15 protein-coding genes are annotated in these 18,417 nt (G+C 70.4%); 10 read left to right on the top strand and 5 right to left on the bottom strand.

The features are described 5' to 3' along the window. Window positions 1-45 precede the first annotated feature (45 nt). Complete coding sequence (metG, locus tag AB0E78_RS06790; RefSeq protein WP_361829070.1) at window positions 46-1,677, top strand: methionine--tRNA ligase; 1,632 nt, start codon at window positions 46-48, stop codon at window positions 1,675-1,677. Between the two features lie 202 nt (window positions 1,678-1,879). Continuing rightward, window positions 1,880-2,065, top strand: coding sequence for a hypothetical protein (locus AB0E78_RS06785; protein ID WP_361829068.1), 186 nt, complete (start codon window positions 1,880-1,882; stop codon window positions 2,063-2,065). Between the two features lie 168 nt (window positions 2,066-2,233). Here AB0E78_RS06785 and AB0E78_RS06780 read toward each other — a convergent pair whose 3' ends face one another. Next, complete coding sequence (locus tag AB0E78_RS06780; protein WP_361829066.1) at window positions 2,234-2,842, bottom strand: TetR/AcrR family transcriptional regulator; 609 nt, start codon at window positions 2,840-2,842, stop codon at window positions 2,234-2,236. Between the two features lie 138 nt (window positions 2,843-2,980). On the opposite strand from AB0E78_RS06780, the gene AB0E78_RS06775 reads away from it, so the two are divergent. Beyond that, the gene (locus tag AB0E78_RS06775) at window positions 2,981-3,859 is read left to right on the top strand and encodes an NAD(P)-binding domain-containing protein (protein WP_361829064.1); all 879 of its coding nucleotides are present in this window, start codon (window positions 2,981-2,983) and stop codon (window positions 3,857-3,859) included. Between the two features lie 91 nt (window positions 3,860-3,950). Here the strand turns inward: AB0E78_RS06775 and aspS are convergent, their stop codons facing one another. After that, window positions 3,951-5,735, bottom strand: coding sequence for an aspartate--tRNA ligase (gene aspS / locus AB0E78_RS06770; protein ID WP_361829062.1), 1,785 nt, complete (start codon window positions 5,733-5,735; stop codon window positions 3,951-3,953). 164 nt (window positions 5,736-5,899) lie between these two features. Here aspS and AB0E78_RS06765 point away from each other — a divergent pair, with 164 nt between their 5' ends. Beyond that, on the top strand, window positions 5,900-8,110 hold the full coding sequence (locus AB0E78_RS06765; protein WP_361829060.1) for a SpoIIE family protein phosphatase: 2,211 nt from the start codon (window positions 5,900-5,902) through the stop codon (window positions 8,108-8,110). On the opposite strand, the gene AB0E78_RS06760 is transcribed toward AB0E78_RS06765, so the two are convergent. From AB0E78_RS06760 to AB0E78_RS06750, 3 genes are all read right to left on the bottom strand, one after another. Further along, window positions 8,035-9,129, bottom strand: a complete 1,095-nt coding sequence (locus tag AB0E78_RS06760; RefSeq protein ID WP_361829059.1) for an AI-2E family transporter — start codon at window positions 9,127-9,129, stop codon at window positions 8,035-8,037. The genes AB0E78_RS06765 and AB0E78_RS06760 overlap by 76 nt on opposite strands. A gap of 59 nt (window positions 9,130-9,188) precedes the next feature. Beyond that, window positions 9,189-10,145 (bottom strand): pirin family protein, encoded by a 957-nt coding sequence (locus AB0E78_RS06755; RefSeq protein ID WP_361829058.1) that lies wholly within the window; start codon window positions 10,143-10,145, stop codon window positions 9,189-9,191. Between the two features lie 145 nt (window positions 10,146-10,290). Beyond that, a complete protein-coding gene (locus AB0E78_RS06750; RefSeq protein WP_361829056.1) occupies window positions 10,291-10,779 on the bottom strand; it encodes an SseB family protein in 489 nt (162 codons plus the stop codon). 136 nt (window positions 10,780-10,915) lie between these two features. On the opposite strand from AB0E78_RS06750, the gene AB0E78_RS06745 reads away from it, so the two are divergent. The 6 genes from AB0E78_RS06745 to AB0E78_RS06720 all read left to right on the top strand — a co-directional run bounded on the left by AB0E78_RS06745 (window position 10,916) and on the right by AB0E78_RS06720 (window position 18,374). Continuing rightward, window positions 10,916-12,742 (top strand): acyl-CoA dehydrogenase, encoded by a 1,827-nt coding sequence (locus AB0E78_RS06745; protein WP_361829054.1) that lies wholly within the window; start codon window positions 10,916-10,918, stop codon window positions 12,740-12,742. Window positions 12,743-12,935: 193 nt separating this feature from the next. Beyond that, window positions 12,936-14,291 carry a M18 family aminopeptidase gene (locus AB0E78_RS06740; RefSeq protein ID WP_361829052.1) on the top strand — a complete coding sequence of 452 codons (1,356 nt, stop codon included), beginning with the start codon at window positions 12,936-12,938 and terminating at the stop codon, window positions 14,289-14,291. A gap of 81 nt (window positions 14,292-14,372) precedes the next feature. After that, window positions 14,373-14,594 (top strand): DUF6458 family protein, encoded by a 222-nt coding sequence (locus tag AB0E78_RS06735; protein ID WP_361829050.1) that lies wholly within the window; start codon window positions 14,373-14,375, stop codon window positions 14,592-14,594. Window positions 14,595-14,760: 166 nt separating this feature from the next. After that, the gene (locus AB0E78_RS06730; protein WP_361829048.1) at window positions 14,761-16,956 is read left to right on the top strand and encodes a BTAD domain-containing putative transcriptional regulator; all 2,196 of its coding nucleotides are present in this window, start codon (window positions 14,761-14,763) and stop codon (window positions 16,954-16,956) included. 115 nt (window positions 16,957-17,071) lie between these two features. Beyond that, on the top strand, window positions 17,072-17,764 hold the full coding sequence (locus AB0E78_RS06725) for a DUF4232 domain-containing protein (protein WP_361829046.1): 693 nt from the start codon (window positions 17,072-17,074) through the stop codon (window positions 17,762-17,764). Between the two features lie 112 nt (window positions 17,765-17,876). Beyond that, window positions 17,877-18,374: an LURP-one-related family protein gene (locus AB0E78_RS06720; protein WP_361829044.1), complete on the top strand. Its 498-nt coding sequence runs from the start codon at window positions 17,877-17,879 to the stop codon at window positions 18,372-18,374. Window positions 18,375-18,417: the final 43 nt, after the last annotated feature.

Below are 18,417 nucleotides of genomic sequence, written 5' to 3'. Positions count from 1 at the left end.
GAATCGAGGTGAATCGCCCGCTCCATGGCCGTTAGGATTTCGACCATGGCGGCCACTGGATCCGAGAAGCGGGGAGCGGGCGAGAACGCGAAGGCGTTCTACGTCTCGACCCCTATCTACTACGTAAACGACGCTCCTCACCTGGGCCACGCCTACACGACCGTTGCAGGGGACGTGCTCACGCGCTGGCACCGTCAGCGCGGCGAGAAGGTGTGGTACCTCACCGGCACGGACGAGCACGGTCAGAAGATCATGCGCACTGCCGAGGCGAACGACGTCACGCCCCAGGAGTGGTGCGACAAGCTCGTGGACGAGGCCTGGCGGCCTCTCTGGGAGCACCTGAACATCGCGAACGACGACTTCATCCGCACGACGGAGAAGCGTCACACGGACCGCGTGCAGGAGTTCGTCCAGGATCTCTTCGACAAGGGCGAGATCTACAAGGGCGGCTACGAAGGCCCGTACTGCGTGGGCTGTGAGGAGTACAAGCTCCCCGGCGACCTGATCGACGGCGAGGCCGGGAGCGAGTTCGAGGGGCAGAAGCTCTGCCCCATCCACAAGAAGCCGGTGGAGCTCCTCAAGGAGGAGAACTACTTCTTCAAGCTCAGCGAGTACGGCCCGAGGCTCCTCGCCCACTACGAGGCGAACCCCGACTTCATCCAGCCGGAGTCGGCGCGCAACGAGGTCGTGAACTTCGTCAAGCAGGGCCTGCAGGACCTGTCGATCTCGCGCTCGACGTTCGACTGGGGCGTCAAGGTCCCGTGGGACGACAAGCACGTCATCTACGTCTGGATCGACGCTCTCCTCAACTACGCCACGGCCGTCGGCTACGGCGCGGACGAGGAAAAGTTCAAGTCAACGTTCCCCGCCGACGTCCACCTCGTCGGCAAGGACATCCTGCGCTTCCACGCGGTGATCTGGCCCGCGATGCTGATGGCGCAGGGTCTGCCGCTGCCGGGCCGCGTCGCGGCGAACGGCTGGCTGATGGTCGGCGGCGAGAAGATGTCGAAGTCGAACCTGACGGGCATCAAGCCGCAGGACCTCACCTCGCACTTCGGCGTCGACGCGTACCGCTGGTACTTCCTGCGCGCCATCGCGTTCGGCCAGGACGGCTCGTTCTCGTGGGAGGACTTCACCGCCCGCTACACGAGCGAGCTCGCGAACGACTACGGAAACCTCGCCTCGCGCCTGGCGGCCATGGTCGGCAAGTACTTCGGCGGGGCGCTCCCCGAGGCGACGGCGGTCGGTGCCGCCGAGCAGGCGGTCCAGGAAGGCCTGGCCAAGGCGGTCGCGACAGCCGACCTGAAGATCGGCGAGGAGCTGGACTTCCAGGGCGGCATCCTGGCGGTCTTCGCCTTCGTCAAGCAGGTCAACGGCTACATCACGGAGCAGGAGCCGTGGAAGGTGGCCAAGGACGAGTCGCCGGAGGGCCAGGCCCGCCTGGCGACGATCCTCTACACGGCGGCGGAGTCGCTGCGCGCCGTGGCCGTCCTGCTCAACTCGATCATGCCGGAGACCTCGCAGAAGCTGTGGGACTCGCTCGGCGCCGAGGTTTCGCTGGGCGCCCTCGCCGACCAGCAGGTCCAGTCCGCGGGCACGTGGGGCCAGCTCCCGGTGGGCGCGACGGTGACGAAGGGCGCGGTGCTGTTCCCGCGCCTGGAGGAGCCGAAGGCCTGAGCGCATGCAGAAAAGTCCCGGTGGCGGCCCGTGATCACGGGTCGGCACCGGGACTTTCTCGCATCTCGGGCCACCGGATACGCGCCGCCAGGCCTCTGCTTCTTGCCCAACTTGGCTGATTCATGCGGGTCAAATAGCGATACCGATCACATTCGACCAGAACTCACGTCGTCTTCACATCTTCATACGTACGCTTCACTGTATGACCACGACTCCCGGCACCCCCGACCGGCCGCGCCCCGCGGCCGAGGTGAACGAGGAGATACGTGCGCTCTGGCTGCGCACCGGCGGATATCTTCGCCCCGAGCAACACCTCGAGTACGAAAAGCTGGTGGCGGAGTGGGCCGAGGCCACCGCCGACGCGGCGTCGCACTCACCGGCCGTGTGAGCGAACGGCGTGAGCCGGACGCGACGGGATTCAACAACCGAGCGGCTGGCATGAGCCACCCGCGACGCGATGCAACAACGGCGGCACAGCGGCACCTTTCGCCCACCACGTGAACCACCGCCCCGTGGGCTGGATCGCGCCGTGCGCCGACTGGTTCGGTCAGCAGCCTCAGCCGCCCGCTTCTACCTCGTACGACCCCACGAGCCGTGCCAACTGACGCCCCACGGCCCGTAGCGGCTCCTCGCTGCGGTTGACCTGGGCCGTGACCTCGGCGCCCTCGATGGCGCTGATCACGGTGGTCGCCAGCTCCCGCGCGTCCCGCGCGGCGAAGCCCGCGCCGAGCAGCTTCTCCTCGACCAGCCGCTCCCAACTCGCCAGCGCCGCCGCGCACACCCGCTGGATCTCCGAGTCCGTGCCCAGCGTCTCCAGGGCCGCCGCCGTGACGGGGCAGCCGTCGATCCAGCCCGACTCCCGCAGCCCCACGGCCAGTTCCGCCACGCAGGCCTCGATCGCGGCGCCGGGGGCGTCGACCGTGGTCAGCGCGTCGCGCAGCAGCACGGCGAACTCCTCGCCGCTGTGGGTGATCGCGGCCACCGCGACGGCCTCCTTCCCGCCGGGGAAGAAGTGGTAGACGGAGCCGAGCGTGGCCTCCGCGTCCTTCGCGATCTGCTTGATGCCGGTGCCGACATAGCCCTGACGCTGCAGCAGTCGTGCGGCGGCGATGACGATGCGGTCGCGGGTGCCGGTCTTTGCGGCTGCGCTGCTGGTCCGAGGCATGCGGACACCCTACCTCGCATCTAATTAGAGCGTTCGTTCCAGAGCCGTGCTACGTTTCCTCCACGCTCTAGATAGAGCGCTCGTTCTAGTTGTCGTAGCGCTCGGTTTTAGTTCGAGTCCTACTCGTGGAGGTAATACGTGAACGCCAGCCCAGTCACTTTGATCGGCCTCGGTCCCATGGGCCACGCGATGGCCACCGCCCTGCTCGACAAGGGCCATCAGGTCACCCTCTGGAACCGCACGGCGTCCCGCGCCGACGATCTGGTCGAGCGCGGCGCGACGCTCGCCGCCAGCCCCGAGGAGGCCGTCGCCGCCAACGAGTTGGTCATCCTCAGCCTCACGGACTACGACGCGATGTACTCCGTACTGGAGCCGGCGGCAGCGGCCCTCTCCGGCCGCGTGATCGTCAACCTCAGCTCGGACACCCCGAAGAAGGCCCGCGAGGCGGCGAAGTGGGCGGCCGGGCACGGTGCCGCCCACCTCACGGGAGGCGTGCTCGTGCCGCCCTCCGGCATCGGAAAGCCCGGGTCGTCGACGTTCTACAGCGGCCCGGGCGAGGCGTACGCGAAGCACCGCGCGACCCTTGAGGTGCTGACGGGCGAGACGGACTACCGGGGCGAGGACGCGGGCCTCGCGGCGCTGATGTACCAGCTCAACATGGTCATCTTCTGGACCAGCGTCTCCAGCTACTGGTACGCGGTCGCCCTCGCCAAGGCCAACGGCCTGTCGGCCACGGACATCCTCCCGTACGCCTCGCTGAACATGACCGGGATGCCGGAGTTCCTGTCCTTCTACTCGTCCCGCATCGACGCGGGCAACCACGAGGGCGACGTGGACCGCCTGGCGATGGGCCTGGCCAGCATGCAGCACGTCGTGGACACCCACACCGACTCGGGGGTGGACGCCGCGCTGCCGACGGCGGTGGCGGACCTGTTCCGCCGCGGAATGGCCGCGGGCCACGCGGCGGACAGCTTCTCCAGCATCGTGGAACTGCTGGGGCAGGAGCAGCTTTCCTAGGCCGCCGCTACGTCCCGTCGTGCGTCACGTCCCCATAGGAAAGGGCCCGGAACCGAACGGTTCCGGGCCCTCAACTGGTCAGCTTCCAGGCTTACTTGTCCGCGTCGCCCTTGCCGGAGGCCACCGGCTTGCGCAGCTGGATGTTCAGCTCGCGCAGACGGGACTCCTCCAGCTCGGAGGGGGCGCCCATCATCAGGTCCTGCGCGTTGCCGTTCAGCGGGAACGCGATCGTCTCGCGGATGTTCGGCTCGTCCGCGAGGAGCATGACGATGCGGTCGACGCCGGGGGCGATGCCGCCGTGCGGCGGGGCGCCGAGGCGGAAGGCGCGGAGCATGCCCGCGAACTCCTGCTCCACCGTCTCGCGCGCGTAGCCCGCGATCTCGAAGGCCTTGAGCATGACCTCGGGCTCGTGGTTACGGATGGCGCCGGAGGACAGCTCGATGCCGTTGCAGACGATGTCGTACTGCCAGGCGAGGATGTCGAGGGGGTCCTTCTCCTCCAGGTCCTTCATGCCGCCCTGGGGCATCGAGAAGGGGTTGTGGGAGAAGTCGATCTTGCCGGTGTCCTCGTCCTTCTCGTACATCGGGAAGTCGACGATCCAGCAGAAGCGGAAGACGCCCTCCTCGAAGTGGCCCGCGCGCTTGGCGGCCTCCACGCGGACGGCCGACATGATCTTGGAGACCTCTTCGAACTCGCCCGCGCCGAAGAAGACCGCGTGGCCCGCTTCGAGGCCAAGGCGCTTCGTGAGCTCCTCTACGTTCGCCTCCGTCAGGAACTTCGCGATCGGGCCCGTCAGCGAACCGTCCTCGGCGACGCGCACCCAGGCCAGACCCTTCGCGCCCTGCTCGACCGCGTAGTCACCGAGGCCGTCGAAGAACTTGCGGGACTGCGAGGCCGTGTCCGGGACCGGGAGGGCGCGGACGTGCTTGCCGGCGAACGCCTTGAACTCGGAGTCGGCGAAGATGTCCGTGATGTCGGTCAGTTCGAGCTTCGCGCGCAGGTCGGGCTTGTCGTTGCCGTACTTCAGCATCGACTCGCGGAACGGGATGCGCGGGAAGGGCGAGGTGACCTCGCGGCCGTTGCCGAACTCCGTGAAGATCTCCGTCATGAGCTTCTCGATGGGCTGGAAGACGTCTTCCTGCTCCACGAAGCTCATCTCGACGTCGAGCTGGTAGAACTCGCCCGGCGAGCGGTCGGCGCGCGCGTCCTCGTCGCGGAAGCACGGCGCGATCTGGAAGTAGCGGTCGAAGCCCGAGATCATGAGCAGCTGCTTGAACTGCTGCGGGGCCTGCGGCAGGGCGTAGAACCTGCCCGGGTTCAGGCGGGACGGCACGACGAAGTCGCGGGCGCCCTCGGGGGACGTCGCGGCGAGGATCGGCGTCGCCATCTCGTTGAAGCCGAGCGCGACCATCTTCGAGCGGATCGAGGCGATGACCGAGGACCGCAGCATGATGTTGCGGTGCATGCGCTCGCGGCGCAGGTCCAGGAAGCGGTACTCCAGGCGTCGCTCTTCGTTCACGCCGTCGTCCGCGTTGACCGTGAAGGGCAGCGGGGCGGCGGTGCCGAGCACCTCGACCTCGGCGGCCTCGATCTCGACCTCGCCGGTGGGCAGCTCGGGGTTCACGTTCTCCGCGCCGCGCGAGACGACCTTGCCGTCGACCCGGACGACCGTCTCCTTGGAGAGCTTGTCCAGGACCTCGGCGGCCTTGGTGCCGGGGCGGGCCACCAGCTGCGTGATGCCGTAGTGGTCGCGCAGATCGATGAAGAGGATGCCACCCAGGTCTCGGCGATTGTGCAGCCAGCCGCTCAGCCGGACGTCGGAGCCGACGTCAGAGGCGCGGAGCTCGCCGCAGGTGTGGGACCTGTACCGATGCATCTTCGTTCATCCAGTCTTCGCGAATAGGGGAGAGAGCAGACAGTCCCCAAGGCTACCGTCCGGGCGGAGATCGCTTTCCGTATTACTTCGCGGATCACTCCTGGAGCGCTCCGCACCGCCCCCGGCGGTGGCGGTGTGTCCGCGGATCTTCCTAAAGTGGGTCAATGCGCACCGACGATCCCTTGCAGCAGGCGGGGGACGAACCCCTGCCTCCCGTACGGGACGTCCTCGCCGCCATCGCCACCGGCCTGTGGCGCTGGAACAACGCGGCCGGCACCGTCACGCTCGACGCCGAGGCGGCCCGGCTGCTCGGTCTTCCCCCGCACGGCCAGGTCCTGACCGAGGCGGGCGTGCGCTCCCGTTTCCACCCCGTCGACTGGAACGAGATCGACGGGGTGGTCCAGCTCGCCGTCGCCGAGGGCACCCTCGCCGAGGCCCGGCTGCGGATCATGGACGACCAGGGGCGGGTCCTGCGCATCGTGCGCAGCCGCTCCAAGCCGATCGTGGACGAGGCCAGGCAGTCGTACGAGCTCATCGGCACCCTCCAGGAGGTCAGCGAGCCCCCGCCGGGCGCCGCGGCCCGCACCCCGGTCACCGGTGACTGGCGGCGCTCCCGCGAGGCGTTCCTGCTGGACGCGGGGCGCGCGCTCGCCGAGGCCCGGTCGACCGAGGAGGTGCTGCGGGTGGCCAGCGGGCTCTCCATGCCGGGGTTCTCGCCGGACGGGCTCGGGGTCTTCGGGGTCGAGGGCGACCGGCTGAAGATCATCGGGCATTACGGCCACCAGCCCGGCGACGACCTGCCCTTCTCGGCGATGCCGCTGGACACGGACTATCCGGCGGCGGAGGTGGTGCGCACGGGCCGCGCGGTCTATCTCTCGTCGCCGGAGGAGTATCACCGCCGCTACCCCGCCACGTGGCCGCTGGCCCGGCCCTTCGACCGGCAGTCGTGGGCGTTCCTGCCGCTGACCGTCGCGGGCCGCACGATGGGCGCCTGGCTGGCCGCCTTCGCCTACCCCGTCTCGTTCACGCCGGACGAGCGCTCCGTCCTGACGACGGTGGCCCGGATGCTGGCCCAGGCCCTGTCGCGGGCCGGGGTCGCCGAGTCGGAGCGGGAGCTCACGGAGGGGCTGCAGCGCTCGATGCTGCCGCTGCTCGGGCCGCGCATCCCGGGGATGACCGTGGCCGCGCGGTATGTGCCCACCGGCGGCGGGCTCCAGGTGGGCGGCGACTGGTACGACATGATTCCGCTGCCCAACGGCCGCATCGCCTTCGTCATCGGCGACGTCCAGGGCCACGATGTGCGGGCCGCGGGCCTGATGGGGCAGCTGCGGATCGCCCTGCGCGCGTACGCGTCCGAGGGGCACCGGCCGGACGCCGTGCTCTCCCGGGCGACGCGCTTCCTGTCGGGGATCACGGACGGCATCACGATCGGCTCGGACGGCGACGCGGGGGGCGACCCCGCCGATCCGCGCTTCGCGACCTGCCTCTACGTGGAGGCCGACCCGGCCACCGGCGTCCTGGAGATCGCCCGCGCGGGCCATCCGGAGCCGGCGATACGGATGAGTGACGGAACGGTCCTGCTGCGCCCCACGGCGGGCGGCCTGCCGCTCGGCATCGACCCGGACGCGGACTACCCCACGACCCGCCTCGTCCTGGAGGCCGGCGAGACGATGCTGGTCTGCACCGACGGCCTCATCGAGACCGGCGGCCACGACCTGGACAGCGGCTGGAAGCGGATCCGCAAGATTCTTGAGGAGGACGGGGGTGATGGCGACGACGGCCTCGAAGAGCTCGCCGACACCCTCGTACAGGCCGTGCACGGGCCCTCCTCGCACCAGAACACCGGGCCCCTGGTGGACCGCCGCGAGGACGACATCGCGGTCCTGCTGCTCCGCAGGGCGGGCCACCCCGCGCATCGCACCCCCGCCCGCCGCACCGTCCTGACGGTCGCGCAGGCCGAGCCGGAGCGCATCGCGGGGGCGCGGCGCCATGTGCGGGAGCTGCTGCACGACTGGGCGGTGGAGGACCAGGTCGACTCGGCGGTCCTGATGGTCTCCGAGATGATCACGAACGTACTGGTGCACACGGACGGCGACGCGCTGCTTGTCGCCGAGGTCATCGGGGAGCCGGGCTCGCGGCGGCTGCGGGCCGAGGTCTCGGACGGCAGCGACGACCTGCCGCACAAGCGCCACCCCGGTGAACTGGCCTCGTCCGGGCGGGGGTTGGTCCTGATGGAGCTGCTCGCCGACGAGTGGGGGGTGGACCCCAGGGGCGAGGGCAAGAGCATCTGGTTCGAGCTCTACGAGGGTGCCGTGGAGCCCTCCGACGGCCCCGCCGAGGCATCGGACCCGGTCGGGGCCGAGCCTGCCGGATAGCGCTCCCGCAGCTCCGAGATCACCCCGAACGCGGCCGCCGTCACCGGCACCGCGAGCAGCATCCCCAGGATTCCGGCCACGGACGCCCCGGCGGTGATCGCCAGCATGACGACCGCCGGGTGCATCTGCACCGTGCGGCTCTGGATCACCGGCTGGAGCACGTGCCCCTCCAGGACCTGTACGGCCAGCACGACCCCGAGCGCCCACAGCGCGATGACGAAGCCCCGGTCGGCCAGTGCGACGAGCACGGCGACGGCTCCGGAGATGAACGCGCCCAGGTAGGGGATGTAGGCGCCGATGAACACGAGCGCGCCGAGCCCCCACGCCCCCGGCACCCGCAGGATCAGGAGCCCGGCGGTGATGCAGATGGCGTCGATCAGCGCGATGAACGTGGTCCCGCGCATGAAGCCCTCGACGGCCTCGAAGGCCCGGCGGCCCATCGCCTCGACGGTGTCGGCGGTGCCGCGCGGGGCGAGCGAGCGCATGGAGCCGAGTGCCCGGTCGGAGTCGCGCAGGAAGAAGAAGACGAGGAGCAGCGCGAGGACGGCCATGGCGATCATCTCGCCGACGACGCTGAGCCCGCTGATCACCCCGGAAGCGGCGGAGCCGCCGAACTTGCCCAGCAGGTCCTTGGCGTTGGAGGCCATGTCGTCCAGGGAGGTCCCCGCGGCACCGAAGTGCTCGGAGAGGTCGGCGGCGGCCTGCTTCAGGGAGGCGATGATCTGGTCGCCGGTGTCGATCAGGGCCTTGACCACGATGTACATGGCGCCGCCGACGACCGCGACGACGGCCGCGCAGGTGAGCCCGGCCGCCAGCGACCGCTGCACCTTCATCTTGAGGAGCCAGCGGTAGACGGGTCCCAGGAGCGCCGTGCCCAGGAGGGCGAGCAGCACCGGGGTGACGGCCGTCTTGAAGGTGACGAAGAGCCAGATCGCCACGGCGGCCACGCCGGCGACGAGCAGGAGGAAGACGCACCAGGCAGCGGTACGGCGTGCGGGCTCGGGCAGAAGGGTGCTCACCCTCCTACCCGAGCACGGGCCGTGCGGCCCCGCACGTCGTGTGCGCCGAACAGCCGTGCCTACATGCCGTGCACGGCGGGGACCGTGCCGAGCAGGCCCTTCTGGAAGTCCTCGAAGGCCTGCTGGAGCTCGGCCTGACTGTTCATCACGAACGGCCCGTAGTGCGCCATCGGCTCGCGGATCGGCTGCCCGCCGAGCAGCACGACCTCCAGGTCGGGGGTGTGCCCGTCCTGCTTCTCGTCCGCGCGGACGGTCAGCGAGGAGCCCGCGCCGAAGACCGCCGTCTGGCCCAGGTGGACCGGGCGGCGCTCGGCACCGACCGTGCCGCGCCCGGCGAGGACGTACGCGAGGCCGTTGAAGTCCTCGCGCCAGGGCAGCGTGACCTCGGCGCCCGGGCGCACCGTCGCGTGGATCATCGTGATCGGCGTGTGCGTGATGCCGGGGCCCTGGTGCCCGTCGAGCTCACCCGCGATGACGCGCAGGAGCGCGCCGCCGTCGGGGGAGGTCAGGAGCTGGACCTGGCCGCCGCGGATGTCCTGGTAGCGGGGGTCCATCATCTTGTCCCGCGCGGGCAGGTTCACCCAGAGCTGGAGGCCATGGAAGAGGCCGCCGGACTGGACGAGGGACTCCGGCGGGGCCTCGATGTGCAGGAGGCCGCTGCCGGCGGTCATCCACTGGGTGTCGCCGTTCTGGATGGTGCCGCCGCCCCCGTTCGAGTCCTGGTGCACGAAGGTGCCGTCGATCAGGTACGTGACCGTCTCGAAGCCGCGGTGCGGGTGCCAGGGCGTGCCCTTGGGCTCGCCCGCTCCATAGTCCACCTCACCCATCTGGTCCATCATGATGAACGGGTCGAGGTGCTTGTAGTTGATCCCCGCGAACGCCCGGCGCACCGGGAAGCCCTCGCCCTCGAAACCGCTGGGCGCGGTCGTCACGGCGAGCACGGGACGGGCCACGGCGTCGCCGGACGCGGCCACACGGGGCAGGGTCAGCGGGTTCTCGACGGTCACAGCGGGCATGTCGTGCCTCCTTCTTCGTACGTCCACTTTAGTTGAACGTAGAACTTCTTGCCACCGGGAACGCGAGACGCCCGGAGGGAATTCCCTCCGGGCGTCTCGGTGGCTTGTTCTCGGCGGCGGCTAGCCGTCCGCGCAGCAATGGCGTCTAGCCATACATCCGGCGCATCGCGAAGTCGACCATCTGCTCGACGGCCTTGGCGTCGAAGACCATGCGGTGCTCGCCCTCCATGTCCAGGACGAAGCCGTACCCGGTGGGGAGGAGGTCGATGACCTCGGCGCCCGTGATCACGAAGTACTTGGACTCCTTGCCCGCGTACCGGCGCAGCTCCTTGAGGGAGGTGAACATCGGGATCACCGGCTGCTGGGTGTTGTGCAGGGCGAGGAAGCCGGGGTTGTCGCCGCGCGGGCAGTAGACCTTCGAGGTGGCGAAGACCTGCTGGAAGTCCTCGGCGGACATCGACCCCGTGGTGAAGGCGCGCACCGCGTCCGCGAGGGACGGGGGCGACGGCTCGGGATAGAGCGGCGGCTGCTGCGCGTACCCGCCCGCTCCGCCGGACATCTGCTGCGGCGGCGGCTGGGCCCCGGGCGGGGCGTACTGCTGCTGGGCGCCTGGGCTCTGGTCGTAGCCGTACATGCCCGCAAGAGTACTGAGCCCGCACGAGTAGTGAGTCACAGATGACCCATTAGGGGTTGCTTCTTATTACTGGCGGGTAGCATCATCGTAGCTACTTGCTGGTACTTACTCCCTTTCTGCTTACGGAGCCGTCGCCATGGGGCACTACAAGTCGAATCTCCGCGACATCGAGTTCAACCTCTTCGAGGTACTCGGCCGCGACAAGCTGTACGGCACCGGCCCGTTCGCGGAGATGGACGTCGACACCGCCAAGAGCATCCTCGACGAACTGCGCCGCCTCGCCGAGAACGAGCTGGCCGAGTCCTTCGAGGACGCCGACCGCAACCCGCCGGTCTTCGACCCGGCCACCAACACCGCGCCCGTGCCGGCGTCCTTCAAGAAGAGCTACCAGGCCTTCATGGACTCCGAGTACTGGCGCCTCGGCCTGCCCGAGGGCATCGGCGGCACGACCGCTCCCCGCTCCCTGATCTGGGGTTACGCGGAGCTGCTGCTCGGCGCCAACCCGGCCGTGTGGATGTACTCCTCCGGTCCGGCGTTCGCGGGCATCCTGCACGACGAGGGCAACGAGGCGCAGAAGAAGATCGCCGCGATCGCCGTCGAGAAGCAGTGGGGCTCGACGATGGTCCTGACCGAGCCGGACGCCGGTTCGGACGTCGGCGCGGGCCGCACGAAGGCCATCAAGCAGGAGGACGGCTCCTGGCACATCGAGGGCGTGAAGCGCTTCATCACGTCCGGTGAGCACGACATGTCGGAGAACATCCTCCACTACGTCCTCGCCCGCCCCGAGGGCCACGGCCCCGGCACGAAGGGCCTCTCGCTCTTCCTCGTCCCGAAGTACGAGTTCGACTGGGAGACCGGCGAGCTGGGCGAGCGCAACGGCGTCTACGCCACGAACGTCGAGCACAAGATGGGCCTCAAGGCCTCCAACACGTGCGAGATGACGTTCGGCGACCAGCACCCCGCCAAGGGCTGGCTGATCGGCGACAAGCACGACGGCATCCGCCAGATGTTCATGATCATCGAGTTCGCCCGCATGATGGTCGGCACGAAGGCCATCGCGACGCTCTCGACGGGCTACCTGAACGCCCTGGAGTACGCCAAGGAGCGCGTGCAGGGCCCGGACCTGGCCCAGTTCATGGACAAGACGGCCCCCAAGGTCACCATCACGCACCACCCGGACGTGCGCCGCTCGCTGATGACGCAGAAGGCGTACGCGGAGGGCATGCGCGCCCTCGTGCTGCACACCGCGGCCGTCCAGGACGACATCCAGATCAAGGAGGCGGCGGGCGAGGACGCGTCGGCACTGATCGCGCTCAACGACCTCCTCCTGCCGATCGTCAAGGGCTACGGCTCGGAGAAGTCGTACGAGCAGCTGGCGCAGTCGCTCCAGACGTTCGGCGGCTCGGGGTACCTCCAGGAGTACCCGATCGAGCAGTACATCCGGGACGCCAAGATCGACACCCTCTACGAGGGCACGACGGCCATCCAGGGCCAGGACTACTTCTTCCGGAAGATCGTCCGCAACCAGGGTGCCGCGCTGAACGGCCTCGCCGAGGAGATCAAGAAGTTCCTCGCGGTCGCCGCGGGGGGCGAGGACCTGGCCGGGGCCCGCGAGGAGCTGGCCAAGGCCGCCGTCGACCTGGAGGCCATCGTCGGCGTCATGCTGACGGACCTCGCGGCCACCGAGCAGGACGTCAAGTCCATCTACAAGGTCGGTCTCAACACGACCCGCCTCCTGATGGTCTCCGGCGACGTCGTCGTCGGTTACCTCCTGCTGCGGGGCGCGGCCGTCGCCGCCGAGAAGCTGGAGACGGCCTCCGCGAAGGACAAGGCCTTCTACGCGGGCAAGATCGCCGCGGCCAAGTTCTTCGCCGCGAACGTCCTGCCGTCCGTCGCCACCGAGCGGAAGCTCGCCGAGGGCGTGGAGCTGGACCTGATGAACCTGGACGAGGCGGCGTTCTAGCCTCTCCCGACACTCCAGAGTGGCCCGCTTCCGGTTACGGGGGCGGGCCACGGTCGTTTCCCGGGGGCCGGTGGACGGGGAGATCCTGCACGGAACGGCGGTACAGCTGTCCCGGTTACGGGCACATCCGGTACAGAACCTCCCGGAAAAGGCCCCCCGCACCAGGGGGTGACCGCTAGCTAGGCTGGAAGCCATGAGCACACCCGCCCTCCCGTCTCCCGCCGCCACCCCTGCAAAGAGCGCTCCGCGCACCGCTCTTGCCTTCGACCGCGGCCACTCCGACGACCTCTTGACCTTCCTGGCGGCAAGCCCCTCGCCGTACCACGCGGTGGCGAGCGCCGCGGAGCGGCTGGAGAAGGCCGGTTTCCGGCAGGTCGAGGAGACCGACGCCTGGGACGGTTCGACCGGCGGGAAGTACGTGCTGCGCGGCGGCGCGATCATCGCCTGGTTCGTCCCCGAGGGGGCGTCCGCGCACACCCCGTACCGCGTCGTCGGCGCCCACACCGACTCCCCGAACCTGCGCGTCAAGCCGAAGCCCGACAGCGGTGCGCACGGCTGGCGGCAGGTCGCGGTCGAGATCTACGGCGGGCCGCTGCTCAACTCCTGGCTGGACCGCGACCTAGGCCTGGCGGGCCGGCTCTCGCTGCGGGACGGCTCGACGCGCCTGGTGAACATCGACCGGGCGCTGCTGCGGGTCCCCCAGCTGGCGATCCACATGGACCGCGGGGTGGTCGCCGACGGCCTCAAGCTCGACAAGCAGAAGCACATGCAGCCCATCTGGGGGCTCGGTGACGATGTGCACGAGGGCGATCTCATCGCCTTCCTGGAGGAGGAGTCGGGGCTCGCCCCCGGCGACGTCACCGGCTGGGACCTGATGACGCACCCCGTCGAGGCGCCCGCCTACCTCGGCCGCGACCGCGACCTCATCGCGGGCCCACGGATGGACAACCTCCTCTCCGTGCACGCCTGTACGGCGGCGCTGGCCGCCGTCGCCACGGCGGACGGCGCCGACTCCCTGCCGTACATCCCCGTGCTCGCCGCCTTCGACCACGAGGAGAACGGCTCGCAGTCCGACACGGGCGCGGACGGCCCGCTCCTCGGCTCGGTGCTCGAACGCTCCGTCTTCGCGCGCGGCGGCACGTACGAGGACAGGGCGCGCGCCTTCGCCGGCACCGTCTGCCTCTCCTCCGACACGGGCCACGCCGTGCACCCCAACTACGCGGAGCGGCACGACCCGACGCACCACCCGCGCGCCAACGGCGGCCCGATCCTCAAGGTCAACGTCAACAACCGGTACGCCACGGACGGCGCCGGACGGGCCGTCTTCGCCGCCGCGTGCGAGAAGGCCGGGGTGCCTTTCCAGACGTTCGTCTCGAACAACGCCATGCCCTGCGGCACGACGATCGGGCCGATCACCGCGGCCCGGCACGGCATCAAGACCGTCGACATCGGCGTCGCGATCCTCTCCATGCACAGCGTGCGCGAGCTGTGCGGGGCGGACGACCCGCATCTGCTGGCCAACGCCCTTGTGGCGTTCCTCGAAGGCTGAAGGAGTATTTCCGCTTCTCTGTGTGACCGTGCCGGGCCCGGGTACCCGGGAGCCCTGCCACGACTTAGGGAGGCGGTCCACATGGGCCTGGGCGGATGCATCATTCTGATCGCCGCGGGCGCCATCCTCGCGTTCGCCACCGACTGGGAGATGGAAGGGATCAACCTCACCATCACCGGTCTGATCATGATGGCCGTGGGGGTGATCGGCGTCGCCGCGTTCACCAACGCGCGCCGCAAGACAGTCGTGCCCCCGGGCGCGACCGTGGTCGAGACGGAAGACGACCACCACCACCGCTACTGACGGCCCGCCCGCTCGCGGGCGGACGTTTCAGCCGCTCCTTTTCGCCGGGCCCGGCAGCCATCTCCGTGGCTGCCGGGCCCGGCGATAGTCTTGTGCCTTGTTCGAAGCGTTATTCGAGACGTTGTCCAGGCGTGCGGCACAGGCACGGCAAAGGAGTTGAGGCCAGGTGGAGTTCCAGCTGCTCGGGCCGGTGACCGTCGCCGGAGGCAGCGGATCCGTCCCCCTCGGCCCCGCCAAGCGCAGCAGCCTGCTCGCGGCGCTGCTGCTGCGGGCGGGTACGCCGGTATCGGTGGACGCCCTGACCGAGACCCTGTGGGACGGCGAACCGCCGATGCACGCGCGCACCGTCATCCAGGGGCACATCTCCCGGCTGCGCGCCCTGCTCGTCGAGGCGGGCCTCGACGCGTACGGCGTCGAACTCGCCACGCAGGGCGGTGCGTACTCCCTCCAGCTCCCCGAAACCCTGCTCGACGTCAACCGCTTCGAGGACCTCGTCACGCTGGCCGGGCGGCAGCGGGAGGCCTCGGACGCGGCCCTGATGCTGCGGGAGGCGCTCGCGCTGTGGAACGGACCCGCGCTGACCGGCACCGTCGCCACGGAGCCGATGCTGGCCGCCGCGCGGAGCCTGGAGGAGAGCCGCCTCGTCACCGTCGAGCAACTCGCCGACGCGTACGGACGGCTCGGCTCGCACGGGCAGGCCGTGGGCCTGCTGACCGCGGAATCGGTCCAGCACCCGCTGCGGGAGAGCCTGGTGGCCGCCCTGATGCGGGCGCTGCAGCGGTGCGGCCGGCAGTCCGAGGCGCTGGAGTACTTCAACCGGACGCGGGAGCTCCTTGCCGAGGAGCTGGGCGTGGACCCCGGCAAGAAGCTGCGCCGGGCCTACGAGGAGATCCTCGCCGGTGAGCCAGACACCGGGGCCCACCCGATGCTGGGCAATCCGCCGCCGCGCCGCCGGGGGCGGTACGACCTGGGCCTGGGGGGCGCGAAGACTGCGCCCGGCGCTCCCGGTGCTCCCGCCTCGCCCGGTGCTCCCGCGTTCCCTGCGGCGCCCGCGGGCCCTGGTGGGCCCGCAGCGCCTGGGGGCCCCGGCGCGCCCGTGGCTCCCGGCGCTCCCGCTCAGGCCGCCGAGGGCAGCCGTCCCGTACAGCGTGGGGGGCCGTCCCCGGCCGAGCGGGGCCGTGAGTCCGGCGAAGGGCGGGCACGGCTCACGATGCCGGGCGCCGACAGCCGTGGCACCGGGCCCGCGGCCACCGCCCCCGCAGGTCCGGCCGCCCCTGCGGCAGGCCCTCCGCCGGGTCCCGTGATCCCCCGCCTCCTGCCCAGAGCTCCCCGCGCCTTCGCGGGCCGTGAGGAGCAGCTCGCCGCCCTGAAGGCCGTACTCGTCGAGGAGACGGAGGCGCCGATCGTCCTCCTCACCGGCGCCGCGGGCGTGGGAAAGACCGCCCTCGCCCTGCAGTGGGCGCACCACCACGCGGCCCCCCACCCGGACGGCCAGCTCTTCGCGGACCTGCGCGGCTTCAGCGGCGGCGCCCCCGCCCACCCCGAACGCATCCTGCGGGAGTTCCTCCTCGCCCTGGGCGTGCGGCAGCAGGAGGTGCCCGCCGGCATCGAACCGGCGGCGGCCCTCTACCGCTCGCTCCTCGCCGAGCGGCGCGTCCTCGTCGTACTCGACAACGCCCACGACTCCGCCCAGGTCCGCCCGCTGCTGCCCGGCGCGCCCCACTGCACCACCCTCATCACCAGCCGCAACCGCCTCGACGGCCTCGTCGCGTCGGACTGCGCGCGGCCCGTGCCGGTCGGCATGCTCGGCGAGCGCGACGGCGCCGAGCTGTTCCTGCGCGCCCTGGGGCAACGGCCCGGCCTGGACGCCGACTCCGTGGACGTACGCCGGATCGCCCGCCTCTGCGACGGCCTCCCGCTGGCCCTGCGCATCGCCGCCGCCCGGCTCATCGGGCGCCCCCAGCGGACCGTGGCCGGACTCGCCGCCGAACTCGCCGACGGAGAGCAGCGGCTGGCCCTGCTCTCCGCCGAGGACACCGGCGTCGCGGCCGCCCTGCGCACCTCCGTGGCCCAACTCCCGGGAAGTGACACCCGGTTGCTCGCCTGGCTGGCCCACGCCTCCACCCCTGACGTGGACGCGCACGCGGCGTCCTCCCTCGCGGGCATGGACGTGGCCGCCGCACACCAGGGGCTCGACCGCCTCGCCGCGGCCCACCTGATCCAGGAGGAGGGATCGGGGCGTTACGTCCTGCACGACCTCGTGCGGCTCTTCGCCCGCGGCCTGGAAGCACCCGGGCCCGCGGCGGCCCCCCGGCCCCGCGCCGAGGAGCCGCGCCGGTCCGTGCCGGACTCCTCCATGTGAGCTCTGTGAGCTGCGTGAACGATTCATTAGTCAGGTGTTAGCGGAACGCCAGTGCCGGGCGGCAGGCTCAGTGGAGCAAGCACGACCGGCCACCGCTCACGGGGGAGTCACCGCAATGCGCACCACCGCTCGCGCCACACGCTCCGCCCGTACCGCCGGTACTGCCCGTAAGAACACGGCGTTCGCCGTCGCGGTCCTCGCCGCGCTGTCCCTCTCGCTCACCGCGTGCGACAGCGGGAGCGGCGACGGCAAGGCATCCGGTGCGGACCAGGGGGCGGCGGGCACGGGCGGCGCGGGCGGCTCGTCGAGCGGGGAGAAGACGGCCACCACGCCGGGGGACAGGGGCCCCGCGCCACGAGCCGCCGGCGACGGCTGCACCCTGGCCACCACGAAGATCACGCTTGAGGACACCAGCGGCTCCGCGCCCCTCGTCCTGCTCAAGATCACCAACAACGGCGGCACGGCCTGCTCGCTCCTCGGGGCCCCCGTCGTCAGCGACCCGACGACCGGCAAGGACCTCCCGACGGCCGAGAACACCCGCCCCCAGTCGGTCGTCCGGGTCGGACCGGCCCGGTCCGCCTACGCCGCGATCAACCTCGCGGGCATGGACGCCGTCAAGACCCACCGCGCCAAGACCCTCGGCATCACGCTCACCGCCAAGAACGCCAAGAACGCCGAGAACGGCAAGACCGGCAAGGGCACGGACGGACCCGTCACGGTGAAGTCCCCCGGCGCCGCGGGTCTGCTCCTCAACGCGGACTCGCACGTCACCTACTGGCAGAACACCCTTGAGGACGCCCTGTCGTAAGACCGCGCGGCCTCCCCTGATCCGCAGCCGGTCCGTGTCCCACTTTCCCCCGAGTGGCGCGGACCGGCTGTGTCGTGCGCTGTCGTGCGCGCGGCGGGGTAGTCATGGACCCATGAAACTTCTCGTACGCGACCGGCTGCTCGGCATCGGTGACGACTACTGGATCGAGGACGACCAGGGGCAGAAGGTCTTCCTCGTCGACGGCAAGGCGATGCGCCTGCGCGAGACCTTCGAGCTCAAGGACATGCAGGGCCGCGTCCTCATCGACATCCGCGCCAAGATGCTGGCGCTGCGCGACACGATGGTGATCGAGCGGGACGGCGAGGAGCTGGCCACGATCAAGCGCAAACGCCTCTCGCTCCTGCGCAACCACTACCGCGTGGCCCTGGTCGACGGCACCGAGCTCGACGTGAGCGGCAAGATCCTGGACCGCGAGTTCGCCATCGAGTACGACGGCGAGCTGCTTGCCGACATCTCCCGCCGCTGGTTCACGGTCCGCGACGCGTACGGCCTCCAGATCGTCCGGGAGGACGCCGACGCGTCCCTCCTCCTGGCCGTCGCGGTCTGCGTGATCCGTCTTGCGGAGAAGGAACGGGGCGATGACGACTGAGGCGGCCGACCGGGCCGGAGATCTCAGTGGCCCGAGGTCTCAG

The sequence above is a fragment of the Streptomyces sp. NPDC032198 genome, from assembly GCF_040636975.1.
Lineage (GTDB): Bacteria > Actinomycetota > Actinomycetes > Streptomycetales > Streptomycetaceae > Streptomyces.
The sequence above is the reverse complement of the archived record's forward strand: the minus strand, read 5'-3'. Positions and strand labels throughout refer to the sequence as shown.